This window comes from Nocardia sp. NPDC005978 (assembly GCF_040614455.1).
GTDB lineage: Bacteria > Actinomycetota > Actinomycetes > Mycobacteriales > Mycobacteriaceae > Nocardia.
Genome location: NZ_JBEXUS010000017.1, coordinates 84,954 through 109,100, shown reverse-complemented (window position 1 = coordinate 109,100; position 24,147 = coordinate 84,954). Strand labels below are relative to the sequence as shown.

19 protein-coding genes are annotated in these 24,147 nt (G+C 66.5%); 9 read left to right on the top strand and 10 right to left on the bottom strand.

Going from position 1 to position 24,147, the window contains the following annotated elements:
• Positions 1-627: 627 nt before the first annotated feature.
• Positions 628-1,254 (bottom strand): hypothetical protein, encoded by a 627-nt coding sequence (locus ABZ319_RS10755; RefSeq protein WP_354986130.1) that lies wholly within the window; start codon positions 1,252-1,254, stop codon positions 628-630.
• A gap of 99 nt (positions 1,255-1,353) precedes the next feature.
• Here ABZ319_RS10755 and ABZ319_RS10750 point away from each other — a divergent pair, with 99 nt between their 5' ends.
• The 9 genes from ABZ319_RS10750 (at position 1,354) to ABZ319_RS10710 (ending at position 11,201) form a co-directional block, all read left to right on the top strand.
• Positions 1,354-2,394: a hypothetical protein gene (locus ABZ319_RS10750; protein WP_354986129.1), complete on the top strand. Its 1,041-nt coding sequence runs from the start codon at positions 1,354-1,356 to the stop codon at positions 2,392-2,394.
• Between the two features lie 101 nt (positions 2,395-2,495).
• Positions 2,496-2,777, top strand: a complete 282-nt coding sequence (locus ABZ319_RS10745) for a hypothetical protein (RefSeq protein WP_354986128.1) — start codon at positions 2,496-2,498, stop codon at positions 2,775-2,777.
• 72 nt (positions 2,778-2,849) lie between these two features.
• Positions 2,850-4,331: a hypothetical protein gene (locus ABZ319_RS10740; RefSeq protein ID WP_354986137.1), complete on the top strand. Its 1,482-nt coding sequence runs from the start codon at positions 2,850-2,852 to the stop codon at positions 4,329-4,331.
• Between the two features lie 55 nt (positions 4,332-4,386).
• Complete coding sequence (locus tag ABZ319_RS10735; RefSeq protein ID WP_354986127.1) at positions 4,387-6,135, top strand: hypothetical protein; 1,749 nt, start codon at positions 4,387-4,389, stop codon at positions 6,133-6,135.
• A 4-nt stretch (positions 6,136-6,139) separates the two neighbouring features.
• Positions 6,140-6,922 (top strand): ESX secretion-associated protein EspG, encoded by a 783-nt coding sequence (locus tag ABZ319_RS10730; RefSeq protein ID WP_354986126.1) that lies wholly within the window; start codon positions 6,140-6,142, stop codon positions 6,920-6,922.
• A gap of 22 nt (positions 6,923-6,944) precedes the next feature.
• Positions 6,945-7,286 (top strand): hypothetical protein, encoded by a 342-nt coding sequence (locus tag ABZ319_RS10725; RefSeq protein ID WP_354986125.1) that lies wholly within the window; start codon positions 6,945-6,947, stop codon positions 7,284-7,286.
• Between the two features lie 167 nt (positions 7,287-7,453).
• Entirely contained in the window at positions 7,454-7,771 is a 318-nt protein-coding gene (locus ABZ319_RS10720; protein WP_354986124.1) for a type VII secretion target, read from the top strand.
• A complete protein-coding gene (locus ABZ319_RS10715) occupies positions 7,768-9,030 on the top strand; it encodes a hypothetical protein (protein ID WP_354986123.1) in 1,263 nt (420 codons plus the stop codon). Before ABZ319_RS10720 ends, ABZ319_RS10715 begins: the two co-directional genes overlap by 4 nt.
• Before the next feature lie 149 nt (positions 9,031-9,179).
• A complete protein-coding gene (locus tag ABZ319_RS10710; protein ID WP_354986122.1) occupies positions 9,180-11,201 on the top strand; it encodes a serine/threonine-protein kinase in 2,022 nt (673 codons plus the stop codon).
• Positions 11,202-11,397: 196 nt separating this feature from the next.
• Here ABZ319_RS10710 and ABZ319_RS10705 read toward each other — a convergent pair whose 3' ends face one another.
• The 9 genes from ABZ319_RS10705 to ABZ319_RS10665 form a co-directional block, all read right to left on the bottom strand.
• Entirely contained in the window at positions 11,398-11,916 is a 519-nt protein-coding gene (locus ABZ319_RS10705) for a hypothetical protein (protein WP_354986121.1), read from the bottom strand.
• 28 nt (positions 11,917-11,944) lie between these two features.
• Positions 11,945-12,412, bottom strand: coding sequence for an SUKH-3 domain-containing protein (locus tag ABZ319_RS10700; protein WP_354986120.1), 468 nt, complete (start codon positions 12,410-12,412; stop codon positions 11,945-11,947).
• 58 nt (positions 12,413-12,470) lie between these two features.
• A complete protein-coding gene (locus ABZ319_RS10695; protein WP_354986119.1) occupies positions 12,471-12,758 on the bottom strand; it encodes a hypothetical protein in 288 nt (95 codons plus the stop codon).
• A gap of 19 nt (positions 12,759-12,777) precedes the next feature.
• Positions 12,778-14,154, bottom strand: a complete 1,377-nt coding sequence (locus ABZ319_RS10690) for a nucleoside hydrolase (RefSeq protein ID WP_354986118.1) — start codon at positions 14,152-14,154, stop codon at positions 12,778-12,780.
• Positions 14,154-14,870, bottom strand: coding sequence for a hypothetical protein (locus ABZ319_RS10685; protein WP_354986117.1), 717 nt, complete (start codon positions 14,868-14,870; stop codon positions 14,154-14,156). Before ABZ319_RS10685 ends, ABZ319_RS10690 begins: the two co-directional genes overlap by 1 nt.
• A 64-nt stretch (positions 14,871-14,934) precedes the next feature.
• The gene (locus ABZ319_RS10680; protein ID WP_354986116.1) at positions 14,935-15,333 is read right to left on the bottom strand and encodes a hypothetical protein; all 399 of its coding nucleotides are present in this window, start codon (positions 15,331-15,333) and stop codon (positions 14,935-14,937) included.
• Positions 15,334-15,387: 54 nt separating this feature from the next.
• Positions 15,388-15,747 (bottom strand): hypothetical protein, encoded by a 360-nt coding sequence (locus tag ABZ319_RS10675; protein WP_354986115.1) that lies wholly within the window; start codon positions 15,745-15,747, stop codon positions 15,388-15,390.
• A 207-nt stretch (positions 15,748-15,954) separates the two neighbouring features.
• Positions 15,955-16,392 carry a hypothetical protein gene (locus ABZ319_RS10670; protein WP_354986114.1) on the bottom strand — a complete coding sequence of 146 codons (438 nt, stop codon included), beginning with the start codon at positions 16,390-16,392 and terminating at the stop codon, positions 15,955-15,957.
• Between the two features lie 464 nt (positions 16,393-16,856).
• Positions 16,857-24,122, bottom strand: coding sequence for an ADP-ribosyltransferase (locus tag ABZ319_RS10665; RefSeq protein WP_354986113.1), 7,266 nt, complete (start codon positions 24,120-24,122; stop codon positions 16,857-16,859).
• Between the last annotated feature and the right edge of the window lie 25 nt (positions 24,123-24,147).

Genomic DNA, 24,147 nt, shown 5'->3' with positions numbered 1-24,147 from the left:
CCGAGGCCCGCGCACCCGCCGCGCCCGTCAGAGCCGCCGCGTCCGGTGGCCCCGCCGATGCCGTCCGAGCCGCCGCGCCCTATCGGTCCACCCATGCCCAACCACCCGCCGATGCCGTCGGAGCCGCCGAGGCCCGCGTTTCCGCCGATGCCCGTGGAACCGCCACGCTCGCCGGACTCTGCGATCCCGGCTCAGCTCGAACAGCCTGATCCCGCAACTACTCCGGATCATTCGGCTGCTCCCGACACGGGCGAACAACTGCCCCCGGCAACGGGTCCGTCGAGTTCGGACGAGGCACTCAGCCCCAAACCTCCGACGCGCTCGGATGATTCGACGACCCCGCCGATCTCCGAGACCTCCCATCTCGCAACGGAACCGGCCCCGAGCGCGGAACGGCCAGTCGCCGAACCCATTCCGTCGCCGGATGCTTCGGCCGAGCAGCTTCCGCCGCCGAGCGTCGACGCTTCCGCGCCTACTGATCGGGAATCGGCGATGTTGCCGGGACCGGAACAACCGGTAGCCGACCCCGCCGATGCCGGCAGAAGTCCGGGCGGGCCGGTCGTTCTGGGCACCGACGCCGCCGACGTATCGTCCGGCACCGATCGGAATGTCGATGCCCCTGATGAATCAGGACCTGCGGGGAGAAGCGCTGACGATCCGCACGGATCGGCAGATTCCGACCGAGATCGCAGTGAGGGGATCGACGAGGATCCGGATGTGCCCGAAGCAGCGGGTCCGGACACCGGGGATCGCGATGCCGGGGACCGGTCCGGACGCATCGATCGCGCTGACGACGGTGCCGATGCCGACGACACGGCCGGTGACGCCGACTCTGGCGACAGGAACTCCGACGATCCCGATTCCGGCGATCAGGATGGTTCCGACGCGGGCGACGATCGGCCGGATCGTGCGAACCGGCGCTCCCACCTGCCCCGCGTCCCGCACGACGAGGAGTTCGAGTTCCCGGAATATGCGCCGGAGCCCCCTCGCGACCTCTACCCGTGGACGCTGCCCCCGGAGGATTCGACCGACAATCCTCCACAGCCACAGCCACAGCCACAGCCACAGCCACAGCCACAGCCACAGAAGCCGCCGTACGTACCCGACCAGGTGCCAGGCGTCCCACCGTCGCAGCCCCAGCGCCCTCCCTATGTACCGGGCGAGGTCCCGGGTACTCCGGAGCCTCAGCCACAACGGCCGCCGTATGTCCCCGGTGAGGTCCCAGGCATTCCCCAGCCGCAGCAGCCGCCCCAAAACCCAGGCGGGTTCCCGAATGTTCCGGGTGCCCAGCCCGGACAGTCGCCTCAGCTGCCGGGCGGTTTCCCCGGCGTCCCGGGCGCGCAGCCGGGCCAGTTGCCGGACGGCACCGACGGCTTCCCCGCGATCCCGCAGCCCGAGCGACCGCCCTACGTCCCGGGGCAGGTCCCCGGTCTGGCGCAGTCAGGATGGAACAGCGAGTCCGGCTGGAACAACCAGCCGAGCTGGTCGGGGGGCTCGGGCACCCTGCCGGAGAATCCCTGGCAGCAAGACTTTTCGCAGTCGCCGACCGACTCGGACGCGAACGGACCGCCCCGCAACCCGGGTGAATCCGCACCCGGTGCAGCCGAATTCGACTGGGGGCAGTTCGGGGACCCGAATGTCCAGGCGCCCAACGGACACGACCCCGCTCACGATCAATTCGGTGCACCTGGCGGCCGGCCTATCGGCGGACCGGATGCGGCCCAGGACCCGTACGGGCAGGCCCCCGGTGGTCCGGCGCAACCCTTCGGCGGGCACCCGGGCGCAACCGGCGACGGCACGAACCACGTTGCCGGACAGCCCGTCACGAACGGCGACGCGCCCGCCCGCTACGAACCCGGCGGATCGGGCCAAGCCCCCGCGCAGTCCCAGCCCGGCGCTGGAATGCCCATGGGCGGCGCCCCGATGATGGGCCAGCCACCCGCGCCCTCCACCGCACCCGCCCGTGCGGCACAGCGCTTCCCGCGCGCCACCGCACCGAGCGCGGGCAACGGCGAACTCCTGCTCCGCGCCCACGCAGGCTTCGGCGAGTTCGCCGTTCTCGACCCCGGCACCGGCGCCCTGCGCGGCGTGGCAGGTGCGGGCAGCGCGGTCGCCGGGCTGTACGCGGACCTGTCCGGAATGCAGGTCCTGTTCTATCGCGACCCGCAGGCCGGTCTCATGCTGCGCGTCGCCGACCAGGCCATCGCCCTCGACCGCGTCGGCGGTGAGGCGGTGTGGGAACGCGGGCAGGGTTTCCACCGGCTGCTGGTGCACGCCGCCGGGAATCCGGTGTGTGACCTGAAGTACGCCCCGCTGTCGCCCGACGCCGACCTCGGCCTCCTGATCAGGGATGTCCTCGCTGATCCGGCGCGCAGAGCGGGGATTTTCGGATGATTCGCTCGACCTGAGTTGGCCGGTTATTGGTGTTCCGGCAACCACACGGTCGGCTCGGATATGTGATGCTGACAGTTGATTCGATAGCGAAGGAGACGAACGTGCGCAGTGCCCGCCCCAGCGAGGAGCAGTTGCGGCGCAACTTCGACTCCGTGCTCAGCGAGGTGTCGGCCGGGCGCGGGGTGCGTACCGAGACCGGGCTCGACGAGCAGACCGAGAACGCGCTCTGGGCCATCGCCCGGGCCGCGCCGAACATCGCGCCCGAACTCGTCGACGCCGCCCGCGCCGCGTTCGCCGGCCAGCTGGACGGCAGCAACGCCGTCGCCCGGCGCGCGGAGTTCGATCGCAAACTCGCCGAGCGCGCGGCCCGCAATCAGCGCTGACCGCCGCGCCTTCCCCGCAGCTCGGGATGCCCGCCGTCTCGAAGTGCCCGCCCAGGAGACGACTACGTGACGATGTCCTACGAACCCGCCGAAGCCCGCGCGACGCGGCAGCAGTCCACCGACGCGGCACCGGATTTCACCGAGTTCAGCGCGCCGGCCACGGCCGCGAATCACGCTGATCACAGCGCCGCAACGGATCTCGGCGAGTCAGCGAATCTGGACCGGGGCTTCTCCGTTCCGGACTCGTCCGCCGAACCGCCTGCGCCGTCGGTGCACACTCCCGCGGAACCTCGGATCTCCGCGGATTCCGAATCGCTCAGCTCCGCAGCGGATTCCGAGTCCGCGGATCACCCCGGCACAGCGTCGTCGAACTCCGATCCCGAATCCTCCAGCACCCCGGCCGATCCCACTCCCGACATCGGCTTCAGCCTCACCCCGCCGGAGCCCGAGCCCGAACCCGACCTCGCCGAACGCGCCCGCAGGCTCGCCCACCGCATCGCACAGGACCTCATCGCCGAGGCCCCGACGGGCTGGGACACCCTCACCGCCGCCTTCGCGGTCACCGTGGCGGGCCAGGTCTCCAGGGTCGTCTTCGCCGACACCCAGCAGCGCCAGGCCCAGATCCTGCCCTCACCACAGGCTTTGGCCATGGTCGAGGCCCATCGCGGTGTGGCGGCCCAACTCGGTGATCCCTGGTGGCGCCTGGAGCTGGTGCTCACCGCCGCCGGCGAACTCACCGTCGACCACGACTACGGCGACGAGCCGTTCCCGGACGACCAACTCTTCGCTCCCCAAGCGTATTTGGCCGACCTGGAGGCCTACCCGCGCGCCGAGCTGCCGACGTGGCTCGCCGCCTACCTGCGCCACGGCAATCGCCAGTCGCGCCCGCCGCGCGACGCAGCCGAAATGTCGCGCGTGGACGCCACCACCGGTGCGCGGCCGATCCGTTCGCGAGACGACTTCCCGGATTTCCCCCTGCTCTGGGCGCGCTGGGCCGCCATCGCGGCCGCCTTCGTTGCGGTCGGCTCCGAGCGCGGTCCCCGAGTCCTGCCCTCCTTCGCCTGGTTCGAGGGCTCCCGCCGTTCCGGCGCTTCGCTCTACCAACTCCCCGGCGGCCGCGCGGTGCTGTCGGGTGGCGTGTGGAACGCGCCGCAGTTGCACGCCGCCTACAACGGCCATTCCGCGCTCCCGCGGCTGTACGACGGCGCACCGGAGTGGGTTGCCAATCCCGTCTTGAACACTCGGGCCGGAGCCGGCCTGCTTTCGTTCTGCTACTGGTGGGATCAAGACAGCTGGTATCGCGGGGAGTCGCCCGCGGCAAGGGAACTCGCGGCGGCGGTACCGGGAATCTGGACTTCGGATACCGCCGCAACCGTTGTCGCCGGCCTGATCTCCGAATCACCGACGCCCGAACAGCGCGCTGCCGCCGCCGCTCTCGTCGAGGCCGCCGAACAACAACGGATCACGCGCGAGCTGCTGATCGAAACTTTCGGCAACACAGCTGATCTGGATTCAGCGAACTATCAGCTGTTGCTCGCGGGCGTGGTGCGGTAGAGGTCTCGGCGCGGGGGACCTATCTTGAGGCATTGGTGAGTTAGGAGCGGATGACGTGGGCGAGTGGGACGACCTTTCCAAGCGGGCGCACGAGGGCGGGCTGAAACTGGTCGAGGGCGCAGCCAAGAAGGCAGCCGACGCCGCCGCGGACTGCGTGTATTCGCTGGAGCGCGCGAAGATCTGGGTAATCCTGGTCGATGAACACAAGGGTTTCAGCGACAACGCTCATCTCCCGTCGGCCATCCGACTGGCAGGCCGGTTCGATACCCAGGGCGGACGTCTCGCCGATGTCCTGACCAAATACATCGAACTGGTGAACGCCATGGGCGACACCATTGTCACGGCGGGCAAACTCTACGACGCGCAGAAGGAAGAGTCCGTCGCAGCCTTCAAGGCCCTGCAGGACGGCGCCGCCAAGCGCGACAAGAAGGATGCTCCGCCCATTGTCTTCAACGGCGCCACCGCGATTCCTTCCTGGAACGACGACAACGCGACCAAGGCGATCGACAACAGCAAGAACGGCTTCGAATCGGTCCGGAAAGTGCCCAAGAGCGACAACGACCACTACACCGACGCCATCGGCTGCGAGGATCCGGGCAACAAGAGCGGCCCGTGGTTCGTGTCGGTGGGCAACGGCATCAACGCCCAGGTCATCGCCGACCGCGCCAGCGACTGGAAGTGGTTGGCCGACTGCATAGATCAGGACTTCGACACGCTGAATACTCAGTTGCAGGCCATGGAGACGAACAAGCAGTGGACCGGCGACGGTGCGATCGGCGCCATCCGCGCGGCCGATCGCTTCAAGCTCCAGGCCACCGAGCTGACCACGGACCTGCGGTTGATCGGCAAGAACCTGCTGTACATCTCGGGCTGGCTGGCGAACACGAAGAACGCCATGCCCACCGTATGGGACGACGATTGGTCGAACACCCCCGCGGAGCGGACCAAGCTCAACGCGGCGATCGCCGGCTTCACCAACTGGTACACCCCGGGAATGGCGCAGGCCAGCACCGCGATTCCGCGTCTGGGCTTCCCGACCGTGCCGGACACCGCGCTGACCGGCCCGACGACGACCACCACCACCTCGCCGACGACCACCGGAGGCCCGGGTCCCAAGACGCAGAACGTCCTGAGTGATTCCTCGGCCACGTGGCCCCAGACGAAAAACCCCGACGGCAAGAATCCGGACAGCAAGAATCCGGATGCGAAGAGCCCCGATTCGAATCAGCCTCCCGGTAGCCAGAATTCGAACCAGGAGAACCCCGGTCAGAACGGCAACCAGAACGGCAGCCAGAACGGCGATCAGAGCGGGTCGGGCGATCAGAACGGCTCCTCGAGCCAGGATGGCCTGTCGCAGTTGACGAGTGCGCTGGAGCAGGGCACGAAGGGGCTGGAGTCGCTCACCGCCCAGGAGACCACGCAGGACCCCGCTACCCTCGCCGGCCTGCCCGGTCTCAACACCCTGCTGAACGACCTGAAGGGCGGTGGCGGAGGCGGCGGTGGCGGAGGCGGCGGCCCGGCCACAGCTCCGGCGCGCGATGTCACCCAGACCAAGCTCTTCCCGCGCGCCGCCGTCGCAACCCCCACCGCCGAAACGACTTCCAGCGCGGTGCGAGCCGGAATCGCGGGCGGTGCCATGGCGGGCGGCATGGGCGGTATGCCGATGGGCGGCATGGGTGGCGCGCAGGGCGCCGGCGGCCAGGGCAAGGATCACAAGCGGCCGGACTATCTGGACAACTCCGAGCATCTCGAAAACGCCATCGGCGCACCGCCGGTCGTGGCCAAGCCGGTGGTCGAGGGCTGATTCGGTGGATCGAACCTGGACCTTCAGCGATATCGAGTTCGTTGCCCTCTGGGCGGATCTGGGCGAGGAATTCCTGCCGGATCCGCTCATGTTCACCAGCCGCACCGAGTGGTGGGACGATCACCTGGCCAACCTCGCACGCGCCCGAGAATCACTGCGCGACCGCGAATCCGAGCTGGAGGACCTGCCCGAACTGACCTACGCCCTGCGCAACCCGGATCTGCTCGTGCGAGTGCACGGCTGGGACCCGCGCGATATCGAGTCCGGCGCGGCCAGCGTGCGCGCACTGGGTGTGCTGCGCGGCGAACTCGGCTACCTGCTCACCCAGCTGCCCGGCGAAACCTACCGGCACAGTGGCGGATTCACCGCGAAGGAGTTTCCGGCCGCTCGCCTGGCCGAGGAGCTGGTGGTCCTGCTGCCGGACACCGCGGCCAGTCGCGGCCGCGACATCGTGCTCGCCCGGCCCGAACACGTCGAGCTGTTCGATTACGCCTTCGGTATGTCCCCGGCGCACGAAACCCTGGAGGGCGGGGTGATCGACCGGGCCGCGGACTTCCTCGCCGCGCCGGCGACCAGCCGCGGCACCATGGAAGTGGTGCAGGGACATTCGCGCTTCGGCCCGCGCGGCATCACTCGCCACCAGCTCGAATGGCGCGACGTGGTCGACGATGGCCGCTACGTCATCACCGGATACCCGTCCGTCGCCGCGCCCGCCGACCGCAGGCGCATGGTCTCGACCCTGCAATCCCATATCGCCGAAGTCGTCCTGGCCATGGCGGACGAATGAGCACAGCACAGGAGGATTCACGGTGACGATCGAGGACACCTTCCCGACGCACTTCACCATGTCCTCACGGACGGGTTCGGTCGTGGTGACCACCACCGAGCAGGGGTTGCCGGTCGGCCTCGAGGTCGAGCGCGACCAATTGCGCGGCGACCCCGATCAATTGGCCGGTGAGATCCTGCGCCTGTGCGCGCAGTCCGCCGCTCGTGCCGGTCTGGAGCGCCGCGCGCAACTGCAGGCCGCCGGCCTGGCCCCGGAGATGCTGGCGCTGTCCGGGCTGCCCACGATCGAGGAGGTGACCAGGCAGGAGTACGTCGAAGAACAGGAGTACGACACCGAGCCCGACAGCTGGCTGCGACCCATCTGACGGAATGAAAACCGCTGTACCGCAGTTTGATTACATGAACAGCGGGGCACTCGTACGGCACCTGATGTTCACCGCACCACCCCAGGAATTGGGGCATCGCTCGCTATGCCGGGTGAATCCTCGCTCTGTATAGTTCAAATCGAATTGATCTTCCTGATGGGGGACCTATGACCAACCTCGTTGCCACGCCCGACGCGATTCGCGGTTACGGGGACGCCTCGGCCGCCATGGCCTCGGCCGTCGCCGGCGCGGCCACCGTGGACCAGGCCGCCCTGCTCGCCTCGGTGATCCCGGTGTTCGGTCTCATCGGCCAGGAGTTCCTGCTGAGTTTCGTGGGCGCACAGGGCAATCACTATTCGTCCACCGCTGAACTCGCCGCCGTCTTCGCCGGCACCGCGGTCACCGCGCACGAGGCCGCGGCCTCGTACGAGACGGTCGAGGATCACTCCAGCGTCGACTTCCTCTCGCTGTCACACGACCTATGACCACGCCGGCGGCCTCGGGTTCGGTCGAGTCGGGCGCACCCGGCGCGATGGCGGGGGCGCAGTCGCAAGTGCTGTCCGGCACCGCGCTCGGCGCGAACCTGGACCTCCCGATCAACGACATCCTGAGTGGTCTGGGCCTGCCGAACCTGCCGCAATTGCCCGCGGCCCCCATAGCTTTCGAGCTGCCGCCGCTGCCCACCCTGGATCTGTCGGTGCTGACCAGGCCGCTCACCGATCTGGCGTCGTCCTTCGGCACCGGCCAACTCGGCCAGGGCCTGAACGTGGATCCCACCGCGGTGCTGGACGGGATCTCCAGCGCGCTGCAGACCGCGATGTCGCTGGCGTCCACCGTCGCCCAGCTCGCCAGTTCCTGGCAGGGCTCCGGAGCAGCCGGTGCGACCGACAAAGCCGCTGCCGCGCAGACGAATACGACCGAGCTGGCGGGCCAGAACGTGCAGCAGAAGACGATTCTGGTGAACGCCTCGACCACGGTGGCCACCGGCGCGGCCTCCATCTCGGCCATCATCGCCAAGTTCCTCGCCGCGGTGACCGCCTCGGCCCCCTTCCTGGTGACCCCGCCCGGACAGGTCTTCCTGCTGTCCATGGCGACCGAGTCCGCCGCCGAGGCATCCGCGGTGGTCGCCAAGACCAAGGCCGAACTGACCGTGCAGAGCGCGCAGATGACGACCGCGGGGGAGAAGGTCAAGGTCACCGAGGCCCCCGGCGGTGTGGACGCGCTGTCGCAGGTCACCCAGCTGCTCAGCCTGATCTCGCCGCTGGCGAGCGTGGCGACCACCGGCGCGGAAACAGTGCAGAAGCTCCAGGACATCGCGCAGCCGGTCGTGATCACCGAGGATGCCGCACCCGTCGCCGACCCGATCGACAGCGCCGCGGCCCTCGGCGGGGGAGGCGGCGGAATGCCGATCGGCGCGCTCGTCGGCTCCACCGCCCCGGTGGCGCAGTCCCTGACCCCGCGCACCGCCGCGGCCCCGCCGGTGGCCCCCGGCGTCGCCGCCGACGCGCCCGCCGTGGCACGGGTCGCCGGCCCGGGCGGCACGGGCATGATGCCGCCGATGGGCATGATGGGCGCCGGTATGGGCGGACGTGCCGGCCTGGACGAGTCCGAAGGCGGCGACGACGTGCGCACGCAGATGGTGACCAGCGAGCACGGTGACGACGTCGTGGGCGAGCTGGGCAACACCGGCGTGGCTGTGGTCGGCGCGGCGGGGTCGACGAGCACGCGCGCCGTGCAGTCCTGAGGGTTTCGGTCGGCTCGTCCGGCTGTCCGTGCTTCGGGTGATGCGCGCGCCGGGACAGGCAGCAGCGTGCGGGCGGCCGCTGACAAGAATGCGCTTGCCGACCTGGGTATGCTCCTGACCTGGTAGGGATTGTTGGGAGGGGAGCCCAAATGGTTAAGCTCGGGGTGGGTCAGTCATTCGCGGAATTCACGCTCGACGGCGTGCTCGGCCGCGGCGGTACGGGTTTGGTCTATCTGGCCAGACACCCGCGCATGCCGGGCCAGGTGGCCTTGAAACTGCTGGCGAACGAGGTGTCCGCCGACCCCCGGCTACGGTCGAGATTCGAGCAGGAGGCCAATGCCATTGCCCGGCTGAATCATCCGGGAATAGTCGGCCTGCACGACCGCGGCATGCACAACGATCAGCTGTGGATCGCGATGCAATACATCCGAGGCACCGACGCGGCCCAGCTGATGCCGCAGGAGGTCTCGCCCCACCGTGCGGTCCGGATCATCACCGAAACCGCTGCGGCCCTGGACTTCGCACACAGCCGCGGCGTGCTGCACCGCGATGTGAAACCCGCGAACATCCTCCTCGCGACACCGGAACCCGGTCACGAGGAACGCGCGGTACTCACCGATTTCGGCATCGCGCGCCTGGTCGACTCGAACCTGCAACTCACCTCGACCGGAACCTTCACCGCCACCATGGCTTTCGCTTCGCCCGAGCAGTTGACCGGCGCGCCGGTAGACCACCGCGCGGACCAATACGCCCTGGGCTGCACACTTTTCACCCTGCTGACCGGACGCCCGCCGTTCGTGTCGGAGAACCCGGGCGAGGTGGCGGCGGGCCACCTGAACCGGTCGATGCCCCGACTGAGCGTCTTTCGCCGCGATACGCCCCCGCAGCTCGATCGCGTTCTCGCCCGCGCCACAGCCAAACGGCGCGAGGATCGCTATCCCACGTGCACGGAGTTCGCCGTCGCGGCCGCGGAGGCGCTCGCTGGGCAGGCTGCCGCTCGGGAGCCTCACCCTCTTGCGGAACAGGTCGGGACTCGGGCAGGGGGCGCTGCTCCGAGTCCGGGCGCTGCTCCCACGGGAGCGGCAGTTCCCGGCCGGGACTCTGCTCCGACGGGGGAGGCCACGCCGGGTCGCGGCCCGGCTCCTGCCGGCGATGTCCGCTCAGCGTCTCGAGATGCTGTGCGGCAGGGGTTTTCATACGCCTCACCGTCCGCCCAACACTCTGCCGATCACCGGGGAGCGGACGCTACCTCGCAGCAGGGGACCATTCTCGGCAAGTTGACCGGTGGCCTGCTCCTCGCCGGCGCGATGCTCGGCATCGGCGCGTCGATCCTGCCGATCGTCAGCGTCTGGCTCCCTCCCTTCGGCCTGCAACGCTGGTACGCCTGGCAGGTCGAAACCGAGAGCATGTCCGGCCGCACCGGCTCGGCGACCCACCTGTTGGCTGTGGCCTTCGTGATGTCGATCGTGCTGGCTGGCGCCTCGGGTGTTCTCCTGCTCCGCAACACTTCCCGCGCCTGGGTCCGGCCATTCGCCGCGCTCGCCGCGGGCCTGAACTTCGGCGTGAACCTGGCCGCGATCATCGACATGGCCGAGTACCAATCCCAGGCATACACGGATTTCGTGCTCGGCGCGGGCGGCTGGTTCCTGGTCGGCGCGGCAACGCTGGCCCTGGCCGCCCTGGCCCTCTCACTGGCCGAAGCGGCGCTCTCCACCCCCCAACCCTCGCCCGCGTCGCCCGCCGGTCGATCGAACCGAACCACCGGCGCGCTCCTCACCGCCGCGGCCCTGCTGACGGCCGTCACCCCGTTCCTCGGCCGCGAGAACCGAGGCGACGCAGGCTACTTCGCCTTCTTCGGCGTAGCCCCCCACACGTTGTTCCAAAGCCCGGACATCGCCCTGCTCCTCGTGGCCCTCCCCGCCGCCGCGATAGGCATCCTGCTCACGGTCACCCCGGGCCCCGCCCATCGCCACGGCATGCTCCTGTCGACCGGAGCACTGATCGGCGTGACGGCCACGGCGGTCCTGGAGGCGTCCTCCGAACTAGTCGGCAGCTGGCGGTTTATTGAGGTGTTCGTGCTCGGCGAATGGCTGCTGACGGCCGCGACGCTGCTGGCCTCGCTCGCCGTGGTGGCGAGTTCATCGAAGAAGCCGAACGTCGCGAAGCGATAGTCGCCGACCCGGATTATCCCCGCGAATCATGTTGTTCGCGTGCAGATCCCCTGCGTCAGCCGATTCTGCGACCAACTGCGGAACGCCGTGCAATTCGCGTGGTGTACCAGCATGCCCCCAACGGTCGCTGCCCGTCATCCCGGGTCGCGAGCGACCCATGACATGGCTCTTCCTCGGTCCGCCCGTCACCGGCACGTTAGCGTTCGATGTCTCGGGTGAGAGGGAAGGGGTTCATGTTCTCGTCGAAGCCGGGGACATCGCGCATCCTGTCCCTGAAGCTGTTGGAGCCGACTTCGTCACCGTCGTCCGGCTGATCCCGGGACAGCATGTCGAGCTCCACGCGGTCCTCCGGCGTCAGTGCGGCGTTCTCGGCCTCGGATTCGACTCGGATCCGGGCGAACACGTCGGGGTCCCAGCCCGGTGGCGTCCGCCGCGAATTCTTCGATCGCTCTTCACCTTCGGCGAGGCGGCGATCGAGTTTCGCTCGCCGGCGCTCGGCATTGCTGCCGTCCAGCTGACTGGCGAAGGCGCGGCGGGCATGTGCGACCAACTCTTCGGTGACGTCCGGGTGGGCGCGAAAGATCGCACGCAGGGCGTTCTTGGTGTCGTCGTCGAGCCCGGTCGAACTCGGAACGCCGCGTCCAGCCAGCACACCGGTCAGCACCTGCTCGAAGTTCTCTTCGAGCTCTTCCCTGTCGGGATAACCGTGCCGCATGTTCGCTCACCTTCGTAGTGGGCCGGACCTATTCGAGGTCGGCCGAGGCCGAATCATCCACCGGGGCGGGCGATATTCCGAGAAACAGGGCGTCCAGAGCGGCTGGCCAGCGCCCGAAAGAGGCAAGCCAGTCGGCGACCAGACAGAGATCGCCCGACTCGGATATACCGAGAAAGAAACGGCCGGAATCCAGTTCACCGACCGGGGTGATCGGCTCGCCGACAACAGCGGCCCATTCCGAGAATCTGTCATCCTCACCAGCTGCCAGCAGGGGATCCAGTTCGAACGGCACTCGGGCCGTGGTTATCCCCGGTCCCGATAGCTCGATCTCGAGCCCGCCGAACCTCGACAGAAAATTCTCGGCGGCTGCGGTCCACCGAAATCCACCTCGTTCCAGCTCGTTTCTCCACTCGGTGGTATCGACCCGTCTTCCCGGATCCCAGCCTGCGAGGCGAAGGCCACGATCGGTTTCGGCGGAAAACTGTGACACTTCCATACCCCCGGTCTCTGCCTCCGATCGCGTCTGGCAATCCGGTGACATCGCGGACGAAATCTCATTCCTCCCGAGGTGGGGGAAGCGGTATCCCGTAGTGGGCGCGGAGTTCGCCAGGTGCGATCGTGTTCTCGGAGCTCACAGGACCGAATCCTTTGTTGAACTTCGGGTTGTCGTCGAGAGTCCGATCCTCGGGCGGCAGCGCGTCGCGAGCCCGCACGTCCTCGGCGACCTGCCGGTCGATCGCGTGCAGCTCCTCGACAGTGATGCCCATCCGGGCAGCGGTCCGCTCGTCCCGGGTGCGTTCGGCATCGGGAACCGCAGGTTCCAGCCAGGGCGGCAAGCTCATCGAATCCTCCTACGGCAGATCAGAAGTAGGCCTCGATCGCGGCATCCGCGATCTCGTGGGTGAGGGTGAAGGCCGCCGGGCGATAGTCGAGCGATCGCACCCGCCGCAGGAACTCCTCGGGGATCTCCATCGGGTACTCGCGCAGATAGTGCACCGAGTCGAGGCGCCAGACCCACTCACCGTCGGTGACGAGGGACGGGCCCGCGTGGACGGAGCGATTGCCGTCGATGAGGTCGGGAGACGGTCCCATGACATCGAAGACGACTGTCGCCGAATCCATATAGCGGACAACGAGATCGCGGTCGTCGATGACTTCCGTGGTTTGTGAATCGCGCAACGAGGGCAGCTCCTCGCGCACTTTGCTGTACATCTCGCGGTAGATCCCGACGGGCTTCAGTGACCGGCGTGCATCCGATCCCGCGGCGATCCCCTGCGTGAGCCGCTTCTGCAACCACGTACGGAACGCCGTGTAATTGGCCCTGTGCACGAGGAACACGGTGTGCTCGCCCGGGGTCATGCGGCCGATGTCGTCCAACCCGACACCGGTCCGCCCGAAACGCAGGAACGGCAACATCATCGCCTGCGCCAAGGCCAGTGCGTCGTGCTGCATCGTCCCGGGGTGGAAGTGCGCGAACCACTGATCCATGTGCGCGCGAATCAGCGTCCACGGCCCCCCGGCTCCCGCCAGCAACTCGTACTCCGGTGACCCGGTGCTGATCTCGTTCTCGGCGTGGAACGTCACATCGGAAGGAACGATCCACATCCGCGGTCCGGCGGCCAAAACCGTGCGCGCGGCAGCGACATCGAGCCGGATGTTGTGCTCGGCGCGGTCATCGTGCCGGTATTGCAAGCCCCCGCCCATCTGGGTAACCACGAGGCGCGGAAGAGATTCGGGAATCTCGGTCAGGACGGTCGCGAGGTTCGACAGCGGCCCGATGCCCAGCCAGCGCACCTTGCCGTCGGCCCGGTCGAGCACTCCGCGCACCGCGCCGATCACATCCCGCGGCTGCTCAGGAATATCGCTCGGTATGAGTCCGTCCGCAGCCCAATACTTTTCGTTGCCGAGGTCGATTCCCGCGACAACCGGAACCTCGGGCCGGCCCAATGCATCCAGCAGGTGCCGGGCGAATCGCGCACGCCGATCGCCATGTTCGTCGCTGGTGATCACCAGCGCCAACTCGGGCAGCCCTGCAGCGACCGCGAGGGCCACCGCATCGTCCGGGTCGCCACCGATGTCGGTATCGACGATCAAGGGCATCGTCGACGGTGGCGGCAACAGGTCGGGGTTGGCGGCCAGCCGGTCGGCGGTGCCGGTCAACCCGATGCTACGGGCCTGCTCCACCAATGCATCTCGAAGCTCGTTCGTCGACAGCTCCGGGTTCTCGGGGGCCGTCATCAGGCGTCTTCCAATCGCTTCGGGATGTACTCCGGGATGTACTGCCGGAAGAACTCGGTGACATCCGCGGGAATCGGCAGCTGCGCCGAGAGCGCGTAACCCAGCACGAAGCCGAAGGCGTTCTTCCCGCTGCTGAGGTACCGATACTCGGGTTCGCCGGTCTCGATCATGTCCCGGTACAGATCCTCGATCTCGAGGAACTCCAGCAACTGCGGCAGCGCCCATTTCGCGATGCCGGCGGGCGGTGTCTTCGGCAGCACGGCCTTACCGCCACCGGCGTCGCCGCGCACCGCCGCACCCCGGCTCAGCGACTCCGCGTCCCGTGCGTCGAGGATATGGAACGGCCCCGCGTACTCGATGAACGCCCAGCGGTCGAACCGCGGGTTCTCGTAGATCTCGCCGCTGGGCAGTTCGGCGATTCGCTCGGTGAAGCCCAATCCCACGCGGTTGAACTCGTGCTCCAGTCCGTCGGCGCCGCGAACGGTCAGCAGTGTGTCGTTGGTCGTGATCCAGTCGGCGAAAGCCCTGCGGACCTCGCTCCGCCGGTCGAAGGCGCGCAGGCAGTTCAGATGGTAGTAGGCCCCGCTGAAGAACGTCCGCTCGTCATCCCAGGTTGCCAGCACCTGGTGATAGGGCTGGATCGACGTCGCCCACCCCTCGACCTCCAGCACGAATCGACCACAGAAGTGGCAGTGATCGTCCTTGTGGAACACCACTCTCATCCTCTCCTCACTGTGCGGCGAACCTCGGGGTCCCGGCCGGCCGGTGTCGCGCTCGCCATCACATGTACAAACCCTTCGCCCGCAGGATCTCCACGACCCGTTTGTTGTGCTCGGCTCGGCGCTCTCGCTCCCGTTGCGCCTGTTCGGGGTCATCGAAATGCTGTCGAACCAGAATGAGATTCTCCAGCGGAGTGATCGAACCGTCCTCGCGAATCCGGCAGTGCGAGGACGTTTCTCCGCCGTTGCCCTCTTTGTAGAAGTCGAGGTGGTAGCCGGCCTCGTCGTGCTCGGCACGGATGCGGATCCGCTCCCGCGATGAGCCTTCCGGCGCGGTCAAACCGATTCGGGTCCCGAGCGGCAGCGGGTCCGGAAGCGCGGAGAGATGACTGGTGACCGGGGTCAGCGCAGCTACGAAGGTGTCTCGCACCTGATTGGGCACCACGTGTTCCGACGTCATGTGCGTCTCCTGCGATTCCTGGTCGGTTGTCATGGCGTTGTCGTGTCTCGGAACTCATCCACCGGTGATGATCCGCACCGCAGCGCTTTTCGTCTCCTCGCCGACCGTGCTGATCTCGAAGCTCCGATTCACGATGTGCGTGACCAACTCCGGATGAGGAGCCAGCCCGTGTTTGCGGAGGTAGTGGGCAACCACCCCGCCCCAGATCCAGACTCCGTCCGTGTGAAACGTCAGTGGCACATCTATGTCCGCCGGTGCGTATTCATCTTCTCCGAAGCTGCGGGCCGCCAGTACCAGGGGAGCCGACTCGAGGTAGTGAAGCAGGTCGTCGAGGACCTCGGGCGCAACCGGGGGGCGGTGGGCGAACGGCCGTCCGTGTTCGTCGCGTCCGTCATAGACCGGAGTCAATCGCATTGTCGATCCTTCATTCACGATCGGGCTCGGCTGACCTTTTCACGCAGCCATCCCGGTGTGTGCTCGCTATCCCCGGGAAAATGCTCGAAATCCAGCGCGCAATCTGCCAAACGCATGAAACTCCTACCTACATATCCCATTGCCGACCATCACCGCCAGTTCAACAGTGGAGGTATACCGTAAGCTCCGCGCTCATCGTACAACTGGCTACGCGCCATTCAGCCCCTGGCGGAACCACTCCGGCATGCTGTGATCCGATCGTGGGAACCACTCGTTCTCGGTTTCGAAATGCTCGGCGCTCGGTGCCGTCGAGAAGCCCGGCAGTTGGTCTCGGTTGTACTGAATAGTGAAGCGGCCCGGCGGATCCAAGATGTACTCGAACTCGATCCACGAACCGAGGCCTTCGTCATACATCCCTTTCCTGAGCTGCTGAAACTTCCGCCAGACCTCTGGCGGGAACGACCAGGATTGCACCGACCCGTCTGGCATTCGCACCCCGGTGTCGGATTCCGCATGCATCCCAATCATGCGGGCGCGTACTACAAGTCGAGTCCATCCCATCGGCAGCGTGGGCAGCACCTCGCTTGTGATCTCAGAGAGTTTGTCGTGCTGTTCGACGGGGGTGAGCGCTGGCCAGTTCGGCATTAGACATTCCTCGTGGTGGGAGTGGGCCGTGACGGAGTCAGTGGTCACCCTGCCCGGCCTCATGCTGCCGCTGCAACTCGAGTCCTTCCTCTACGAGGTCACGAAGCCACTTCGGGATGTGTTCCTCGGCGCGCGGATAGGTCTCTAACTCATACACGAACATCATCGGGTGTAGTTCGCCTGCCCAGCCTGGATCTTCACTATAGTTGAAGGTCACCTCCGGTGCTCCACCGCGCGTGAGCACAAATCTGGCGGATAGCCAAGCGCCCCGTTCCGGCTCGTACATTTCCTCCCGAAGCGACTGGAGAGCCTCGGTGAGGTTGGGCTGTCGAACTTCGCCGGCGGAGCGGCCGTTGGAGTCCTGCGCTGAAAGACTGATCTCGTAGGCGGATACGTTGGCCCACACGTCAATCACTAGTCGCGCCCAGTGCGGTGGCGCGCATGACACTGCGACTGTACAGATGTCAGCGATTCGCGTATCGCCTATCCGGTCCATAGTTCGTCAACTCCGGTTTGCCTGGGAACACTCGTTCCTTCGTTTCGATCTTTTCCACCAGTGGCAGGTTGTCGGATCCTAGGACCACCTTGCCGGCCGCGTCGCGAGCATAGGTGACTTCCTGCCAGCGCATCATGACCTCATCGGCCACACCATTGGGTCCCCGCGTCATTTTTACCTGATAGTTGCGAATATCTTGGTGCTTGGCTTCAGCAAATTTGACCAGGTACTTCTCTTTGGCGCGCCAAGACGCCTCGTGGGTCCATCGGTCGCGCAAGTTGCCGGAATTCGATGCGGCCATCTGCGGGTGCATATTCAGGTATTCGCCGAGTCCACCCAGCTCGTTCGCGATAAGGTGACCGCCCGCCCATTTGACTGCAGCCCTTGCGGCTTCGATTAGTGACAATCGCCGTGGTGGCTGTTCGTTGTTGGGGTATGCCGCCTCGCCTTCTTGGTATGCCCGCTGCTGCGCACCCTTCTTGCCGTCATCGTCGCGGAAGTTCGCGTTCTGGCCCTTCGACTCGACCTCGCCGGTCATGGCCACGGTTTGGCCATGCTGGTTGGTTTCGAAGTTCAGCATCTTCTCGCTGTTGTGAAAGTTGGGTACCCGGTACTGAGCGTTCGGCAGCAGCGGGAAGCTGAGGTCGGGGTTGAACCCCGACCACTGACCGTACGGGGGGATCGCTTTGTCCTTGGAACCCCCGGTTGCCTCCACCCACTTCACGACTCCGTCACCGTCGGTGAAGAAGGTCGTCTTGGTGCCGTTTTCATTCGCAACCGGATACGCGGTCCAGGGACGTAGTGGGTTGTGTCCAGGAAGATTTCGTAGCGGTGTGGGGATGGCATCGGGATCGCTCATGGGTTGCAGCGAACTTGGGTCACTGTTGCCGTCAGGCACCGTCTCGCGATCACGATGTGGCGCCTTGATTTCAGGAGCAACGTCGATAGGCCGACGGGGCGCTGAGGGATTATCTGGATCCGGAGGTTGGTGCGTAGGCCGATTCCAGTCTACGAAGTTCTCGTTGTATGCCGGATCGGACGGCAGAATCGTCCGGTCAGTCGGTGCCGGGGTGTACTCGGGATCGGTGGACGCCGCTCGGTCTCTCGCTTGATCGCCGTCGAGGCTGTCTTTGCTGTCGTCCGGGGTCCCGGGCGCAAATCCGTCATCTGTGGTGCGCGTGAACGTTCCGTTGGGATGATGTGTTTGCCATTCGCCGTCGGGTGGGATGCGTGGTCGGCGCTGTCCGTCGGGACCGATCTCCGTGGAACTGGAGTAGACGTTGCCGTCAGGGTCGGTCCAGGCCGGCTTCGTAGGGGCTAGGACGTCCACACCCAGGGCTCGAGCGAGGCGAGTTGCGAAGCCGTTGGTCGCGGCTTCGCAGCCGATCAGGCGGATGGGAGTGCGCCCATCCCAACCGGATCGGCGCAGCAGATCGGCGAACTGCTCGGGGGTGAGGGTTCGGTCGCCGACGCGGACGTTGCCGTCCGCGTCGATGTGAGCGTCCACCGTCATGTAGTCGGGGTCGTTCGGGACTCGGCGTGCCAGATCCGCGTACTCGGGGTCGTTGTGGAACGAGCGGCCCGCGTCGGTGGCTTCGCCCTCGAACGTGCTCGGCTCCCGTGGATGCTGTGCGGGCACGGAGTCCGGATCGGACGTTGACGGTTCGGTGACGCTCTTAGGTGTCGAGCTCTCGGGATCCGATTCGCTCGCTGGCGTTTTCACCGCCGATGGCGCCGTGGGTTCGGGTACGGAGGCCTGCTCGGATTCGGGGGTGTCCTGCGTTGTGTCCGTGGGTGTCGGGGTCGAAGGGTCGACCGGAACAGTGGCGGGGTCGGTCGTCGTCGTGGCCGGGGTCGTTGTGCCAGGAGCTCCGAGAACCTCCAGTTCGATGACGTATCCCGTTGTTCCGTCCGGCAATACATGCGGGGTCACGCTTTCGACCCGCACCACCTTGCCCGCGGGCAGCAAGAGCTCTTTACCCTCGTTCGCCGGATCCTTGTAGTGCAGTCCATCCGCGAAATCCGAGATGTCGAAGGCCACGCCGCCCGTGATCTTGAACAGGATGTTCTCTTTGGGTTCTCCCCACCAGGTCCCGCCCTCTTCATCGGCGACCGAAGTGAATGCCTCCCAGTCGATGACGGCGTCGGTGGTGTACTTCGCCAAAAAGTCGGCCAGGTCGAACGTATCGATGGACAGCGACCTGAACAGCTCGGGCACTGCCGCCGGGGGAAGCTTGCTCAAAGACTCATTGACCGCCTGCTGCAGTTCCGCGACGGAGTCGACGTCCATATCGGCTCGTAGTCGGCGGTTGAGCTCTTCGTAGTAGAGCTTTGTTGTGTACAGGTCGATGACCAGAACATCCCCGAGCGGGATGTCGTACTTGCGGGCGAGGCCCTCGACATCCGGCAGGTAGCGCTGGCGGCTGCGGTCGTTGTGGTGGTCGACGATGTACTGCACCGCGACCTCCCGGCTGACTCCGAACTTCTCCAGCGCGCGGATCAACGCGTCCGGCACGACCGCGTCGACTTCCTCGAAGGTGACGTCGCGACGCGGAACCACATCGGGATCGGCGTGCTCGCCGCGCAGGGGAAGTCCTTCGTTGTCGGTCCGCGGAGGTAGTGGTCGTTCCAGGCCGATCTCGTCGGCCACCGCGTCGACATCGAGTCCCGCCTCGGTCATCAATGCGCGGCGCTGCATGGCGGGACCGTCGTTGCGCAGAGTCTTCTTGCCGTCCCGCAGGACACCCGCGTCCTCGAGTTCGGTGCGCAGCTTCGCCTTCACGTCCGCCGGGTCGACGCCGGAGCGGGTCAGGTCGTCGCGAAGCGCCTCGATGCGTTCGATGCGGTCGACGTCGGCGTTGGTGAGCTCCAGCGACGGACTGTTCGACGCCAGCGCGTCGCGGCCATCCGTGCGGAGCCGCGCCGCGTCGCGAACCTCCTGCGCGTGCGGGTCGGGCGCGCTCTGGTCGGGGGCTTCCTGGCTCTCGTTCGGCTGTTCGGTAGTCGAATCGGGGTCCGGCGTCGTGGTCTCCGCCGGGGTGGGCGCCGCCTCGACCGGATTGGCCTTTGATGATGTGTCCGTGAGTGTTTCGGCCGTGGTGGTGACGGCCGGTTGAGGACCCTCCACCATCCGCACGATGTCTGCCGGATCGGTGCCGTTGCGCGCCTCGAGGGCGATCGTCGCGATCTTGTGTGCGGGGGAGCCCTCGACATCCGGTGTCGCGGGCGTGCCCTCCAGCAGCGACCGGTAGGTCGGGTGGTCGAAATCGGGGTGGCCGGCCAACTCGTTGGCCAGCTCGCGTAGTCGGGCGATATCCGCCGGGGCCGTGTCGGATCGGGTCGGGTCGATCTTGGCCAGATCGGACTCGAGGTGCCAGGGCGTCATGTCGCGGTCGATCGCCGCCACGTCCCGCTCGGACCAGACGACCTTGGGATCCTGATTCGGCTCGAAACGGATGAGGGGCTCGGCATTTGGGTTGTTCGGGTCGTAGCGGTGATCGTTGATGATCGGCTCGAAGTTGCGGACCCGCTGGTCGGCCTCGGGGTTCCAGTAGACGTGCGGGCCGTGCATGATGCCCGCGTCGAGCTTGCTCAGTTCCGCCTCGTGGTGCGCGAGTTCTTCGGGACTCAGGCGGGTTCCGTCGGCGTGCCGCAGATCGAACATGTCGTGATCACCGGTGACCGGCACTTCCTGGTCGCCGACCTTCGCGACCACGACGCCGTCCTCGCGCACATCGAACTTGCCCGCCTCGCGGTACTCCTCCATTTTTTCGTGGTACTTGGCGTAGTCGCCCTCGCGGTCCGCCAGCCGCTTCTTCAGTGCCTCGACATCCGCGTCCGACATCTCGGAGGTGTCCGGCAGTTCGAGCATGCCGGGTGCGAAATGGCCGACCAGACCCTTCGCGTCGGCGGGCGCGCCCAACGCGATGTCGAGGTCGTTGATCGTTTTGTCCTTGATGGACATCGGTTTCGGCATGGCACCTTCCTTGAGGTGCCGAACCGCGTCGGGGTTGGTCGGGCGCACGTCGAAACGCAGGTTGTTGGCGTCCGCGTACTCCTGGATCTTGCGCTGGTTCTCCACCGGGATGCCGTATTTGGACTCGATCTCGGTGGCGGTGACCGGTTCGGGTACCGGGGGACCCGTGGGCGGCGTCGTATTCGGCTGGGGGTTAGCCGAATTCGGATCCGGTTGCGAACTCGCGGCCGGCTCCTGCCCGAGAACGTCCCAGCCGTCACGGCTTTCGTGCTGCCGGGGAAGGGGGCCGTCGGTCTCGTGGGCGGGGTTGTAGATGGTGGGTGCCGGGGTGGTGCCGTCCGGCTGCGTCGGCCTGAAGACCTTCCAGTCCCCGTTCTCGGGAATCATGGCGGGCGAGTCCGGCAGGGAACGGACACCGACCGCATCGGTAGGTGCGAGCACCGGCACGCCGAGGGCATCGGCGATCTGTTGCGCGAAGCCGATGTCGTTGGCCGAAAAGCAGGACAGCAGGCGAATGGGGGTGCCGGGCACATAGTCCGGGTTGTTTCGGACCGCGTCGATGACCTGCTGCGGAGTGATCTCGACATTGCCATCGACGGTGGGGTTGCCGAAACGGTTGCCGTGCACCACGACGTCGTGTGCGCCCTCGTTGCGCACGTTCTGGAACGCGCGCTGAACCTCGGGGGAATCGCCGATCGCCGTACGATCCGGGGCATGCTGGACCGGCGGGTCCACCGTCGCATCGATGATCGGATCGACGTTCTGATCGAGGTTTACATCAGTATCGCCCGTGACGTCCTGGTCCGGCGCCGCGGTCGTCTCGTACAGATAGACCCGGGTGACGCCGAACAAATTCGCGTTCGGATCGTGCACCACGCCGCGCACTTCGAAGGTGGCGTTCCGATCGAACAGCACCTCCTTCTCCTGCGGTCGCGACGAGAACTCGGTGACGTCCCGGCCGGACTTGGAGTGCATGACGAATTCGACGTTGCCGGTGAAGGTTCGGCGCGCATCCGCGGAGGTACTGGTGAAGGACGGTTCGGGGACGATCGCACCCTCGACATACCGGGCGAGCTGCTCGGCATCGAGACTCGTTGCCCGCCAGACGGTTCCCTCGAACGGGGGCAGCTTGCTCAGCCCCGCCGAGATGTCGTCGGCGATCCGCTGCTGCTCCGGATCCAGCGGTATGTCGTTGCGAAGCCGGTTGTTGAGATCGGTGTAGACGTCCGCGTCGGGATCGGTGTACTTGTTGATCGCTTCGATCTCGGCCGGCGTGATCTGCTCCGGCGTGACGGACTCGGGAACATCCTGCTGCGGCTGGACGACGGACTCGTCGACCGAGGGTTGATTCGATGTGGTCGCGGTATCTGAATCAGGCAGCAGGAAGCCGTGATTGTCCGCCACGTAGGCGGCGAGCTCCGGCTGATAGCCGCGCAGTAGATTCCACGGAGTCTCCGCCGTCGCGGGATTCAGCAGACCCAAGCGTCCGAGCAGATCGGCGAACTGCTGACGCAGACCAGGCAATTCGCTCGCACGGGTGGCATCCGCGTATGCCATGGCGACATCGGTTGCCAGCGAACGAATCTGCTCGAAGCGCTGCTTCAGATGATCGGTCAACGTGCTCGGACGGTCCACATCCGGCTCGACCTCTGTGGCGGGCTGCGTATTCGCGTCCGATTCCTGCGAGATCTCCCGGACATCTTCGGGATTCCCCCGCTGCCTCGGAGCGGATTCGGCGGGGTCTTGCTCGGGTGTCAGCGAGATTTCGCGAGTGCTCTCCGGATTCGGATGGGCATCGGTGAACTGCTGTACGAAAGCTTTCTTCTCGGCGAGAGTCGTTCCACTGTCGGCGTATTCACGCCACACGCGGTCCGCGGTCTCGGCGTCGAGCCCGGCCTGGTCGATGAGCTCGGCGAGCGCCTTGACTTCCGACTTGTCCGACCGCCGGACGAAGGAGTCCATCACCTCGGCGAACTTGGGATCGACCGAGGGGTCGCCCTCCACCCATGCGCGCACCTGGTTGACGTAGTTGTCGTAGCCGGCCTGTAGGTCGGCGTCCACGTCGATTCCCGCGGCGCGCTGTGTCGCGATATCGTGAGCGATCTGCGCAATCGGCAGCAGTGCAACACGTTTGGCGGCCTCGCGGACCAGGGGATCGGAGAATTTGTCCGCAACGGTGGCGGGGTTCAAGCCGACGAGCGGATCGCTTTCGAAGCGCTGCAGCTCTTGCGATGGAAGCCCGTCGGGGCCAATGGATTTCGGGCTGCCCAGAGGACCGTGGAAGACCTCTTCGATCGAACCCAGCGCATCCTGTTGCTGGAAGGTCTTGGCGGGATCCGCCGGCATCTCGCTGACGGGATAGCCGCGATTGCCGTTCTCGACATCTAGATCGAGCGCGTACCCCACCTTGTTGTCCGGATGCTGGTCCGCCGGGGACGCCGCGTAGAACATGAAGTGGCCCTGGAAATTCGTCTCCGGGAAGATCGCGTTCAGCAGCTCCTGAACGGTTCCCTTGTAACTCGTATCCACGAGGGCCACATCGGAACCCGGTTCTCCGATAGGGATTCCGAGTTCTTGGAAGTAAGCCGTCAGGCGGGCGAACGCGCCGTCGACCGAATCAGGATCGATCTTGCCTTTGGCGCCGCGGAACCCTTTCGCGTCGGAGGCATCCAGCCCGGCGTTCTTCTCCAGGTCCTGGACCGCGGTCTCCACCAGCGCCCGCGACAGTGTGACCTCGTGCCCATGCTGGGCGAAGAAGGCCGGGTCCAGCTGGCTCATGGCCATGGCCAGGCTGTGCCCGTCGCGGCCGAGGAAGACGACCTTCAGGTCCGGGTTCAGCGCGACGGCCGCCTTCAGGTTCGTCAGCATGTCGCTGGCGACCTTCACGATGAACGGCGCGGCGTTGTCCCGGGATGCCTCGAAGACGTCCTGAAGTGCTTGGCGCTGTTCGGGATCGGTGATCCCCATCTGGTCGGCGATGGCCGCGACGGTCGCGGTGCCGTCGTGGTCGGTGAGGACCGACTCCGGATCCGGGTGGGATGCCAGGACTTCGTCGAGGTGGGTGTCGACGGTGGGGGCGGCGTCGCTACGGTCGGGAGCCGGCTGCCGCGTGTCCGGATCCTGTTCGGGTGTTCGTGTGTCGGGTGGAGACTTGCTCTCCGGCTGATCGGTGTGGGGATCGGGAACGTGCGGCGAATCGGCGTCCGAGTCCTCCGTCATCTTGCGCTGGCCCGCGAAGTCCGTGTCCAGGTTCGGCACCGGTACGACGTAGCCGCGGTCGTTG

What these genes read in the sequence shown, in the direction of transcription:
- ABZ319_RS10695 (WP_354986119.1), bottom strand. Translation starts at nt 12,758, where the DNA reads ATGAGCTTGCCGCCCTGGCTGGAACCTGCGGTTCCCGATGCCGAACGC.
- ABZ319_RS10680 (WP_354986116.1), bottom strand. Translation starts at nt 15,333, where the DNA reads ATGACGTCGGAACACGTGGTGCCCAATCAGGTGCGAGACACCTTCGTA.
- ABZ319_RS10740 (WP_354986137.1), top strand. Translation starts at nt 2,850, where the DNA reads ATGTCCTACGAACCCGCCGAAGCCCGCGCGACGCGGCAGCAGTCCACC.
- ABZ319_RS10670 (WP_354986114.1), bottom strand. Translation starts at nt 16,392, where the DNA reads ATGCCGAACTGGCCAGCGCTCACCCCCGTCGAACAGCACGACAAACTC.
- ABZ319_RS10705 (WP_354986121.1), bottom strand. Translation starts at nt 11,916, where the DNA reads ATGCGGCACGGTTATCCCGACAGGGAAGAGCTCGAAGAGAACTTCGAG.
- ABZ319_RS10690 (WP_354986118.1), bottom strand. Translation starts at nt 14,154, where the DNA reads ATGACGGCCCCCGAGAACCCGGAGCTGTCGACGAACGAGCTTCGAGAT.
- ABZ319_RS10675 (WP_354986115.1), bottom strand. Translation starts at nt 15,747, where the DNA reads ATGCGATTGACTCCGGTCTATGACGGACGCGACGAACACGGACGGCCG.
- ABZ319_RS10720 (WP_354986124.1), top strand. Translation starts at nt 7,454, where the DNA reads ATGACCAACCTCGTTGCCACGCCCGACGCGATTCGCGGTTACGGGGAC.
- ABZ319_RS10710 (WP_354986122.1), top strand. Translation starts at nt 9,180, where the DNA reads ATGGTTAAGCTCGGGGTGGGTCAGTCATTCGCGGAATTCACGCTCGAC.
- ABZ319_RS10715 (WP_354986123.1), top strand. Translation starts at nt 7,768, where the DNA reads ATGACCACGCCGGCGGCCTCGGGTTCGGTCGAGTCGGGCGCACCCGGC.
- ABZ319_RS10700 (WP_354986120.1), bottom strand. Translation starts at nt 12,412, where the DNA reads ATGGAAGTGTCACAGTTTTCCGCCGAAACCGATCGTGGCCTTCGCCTC.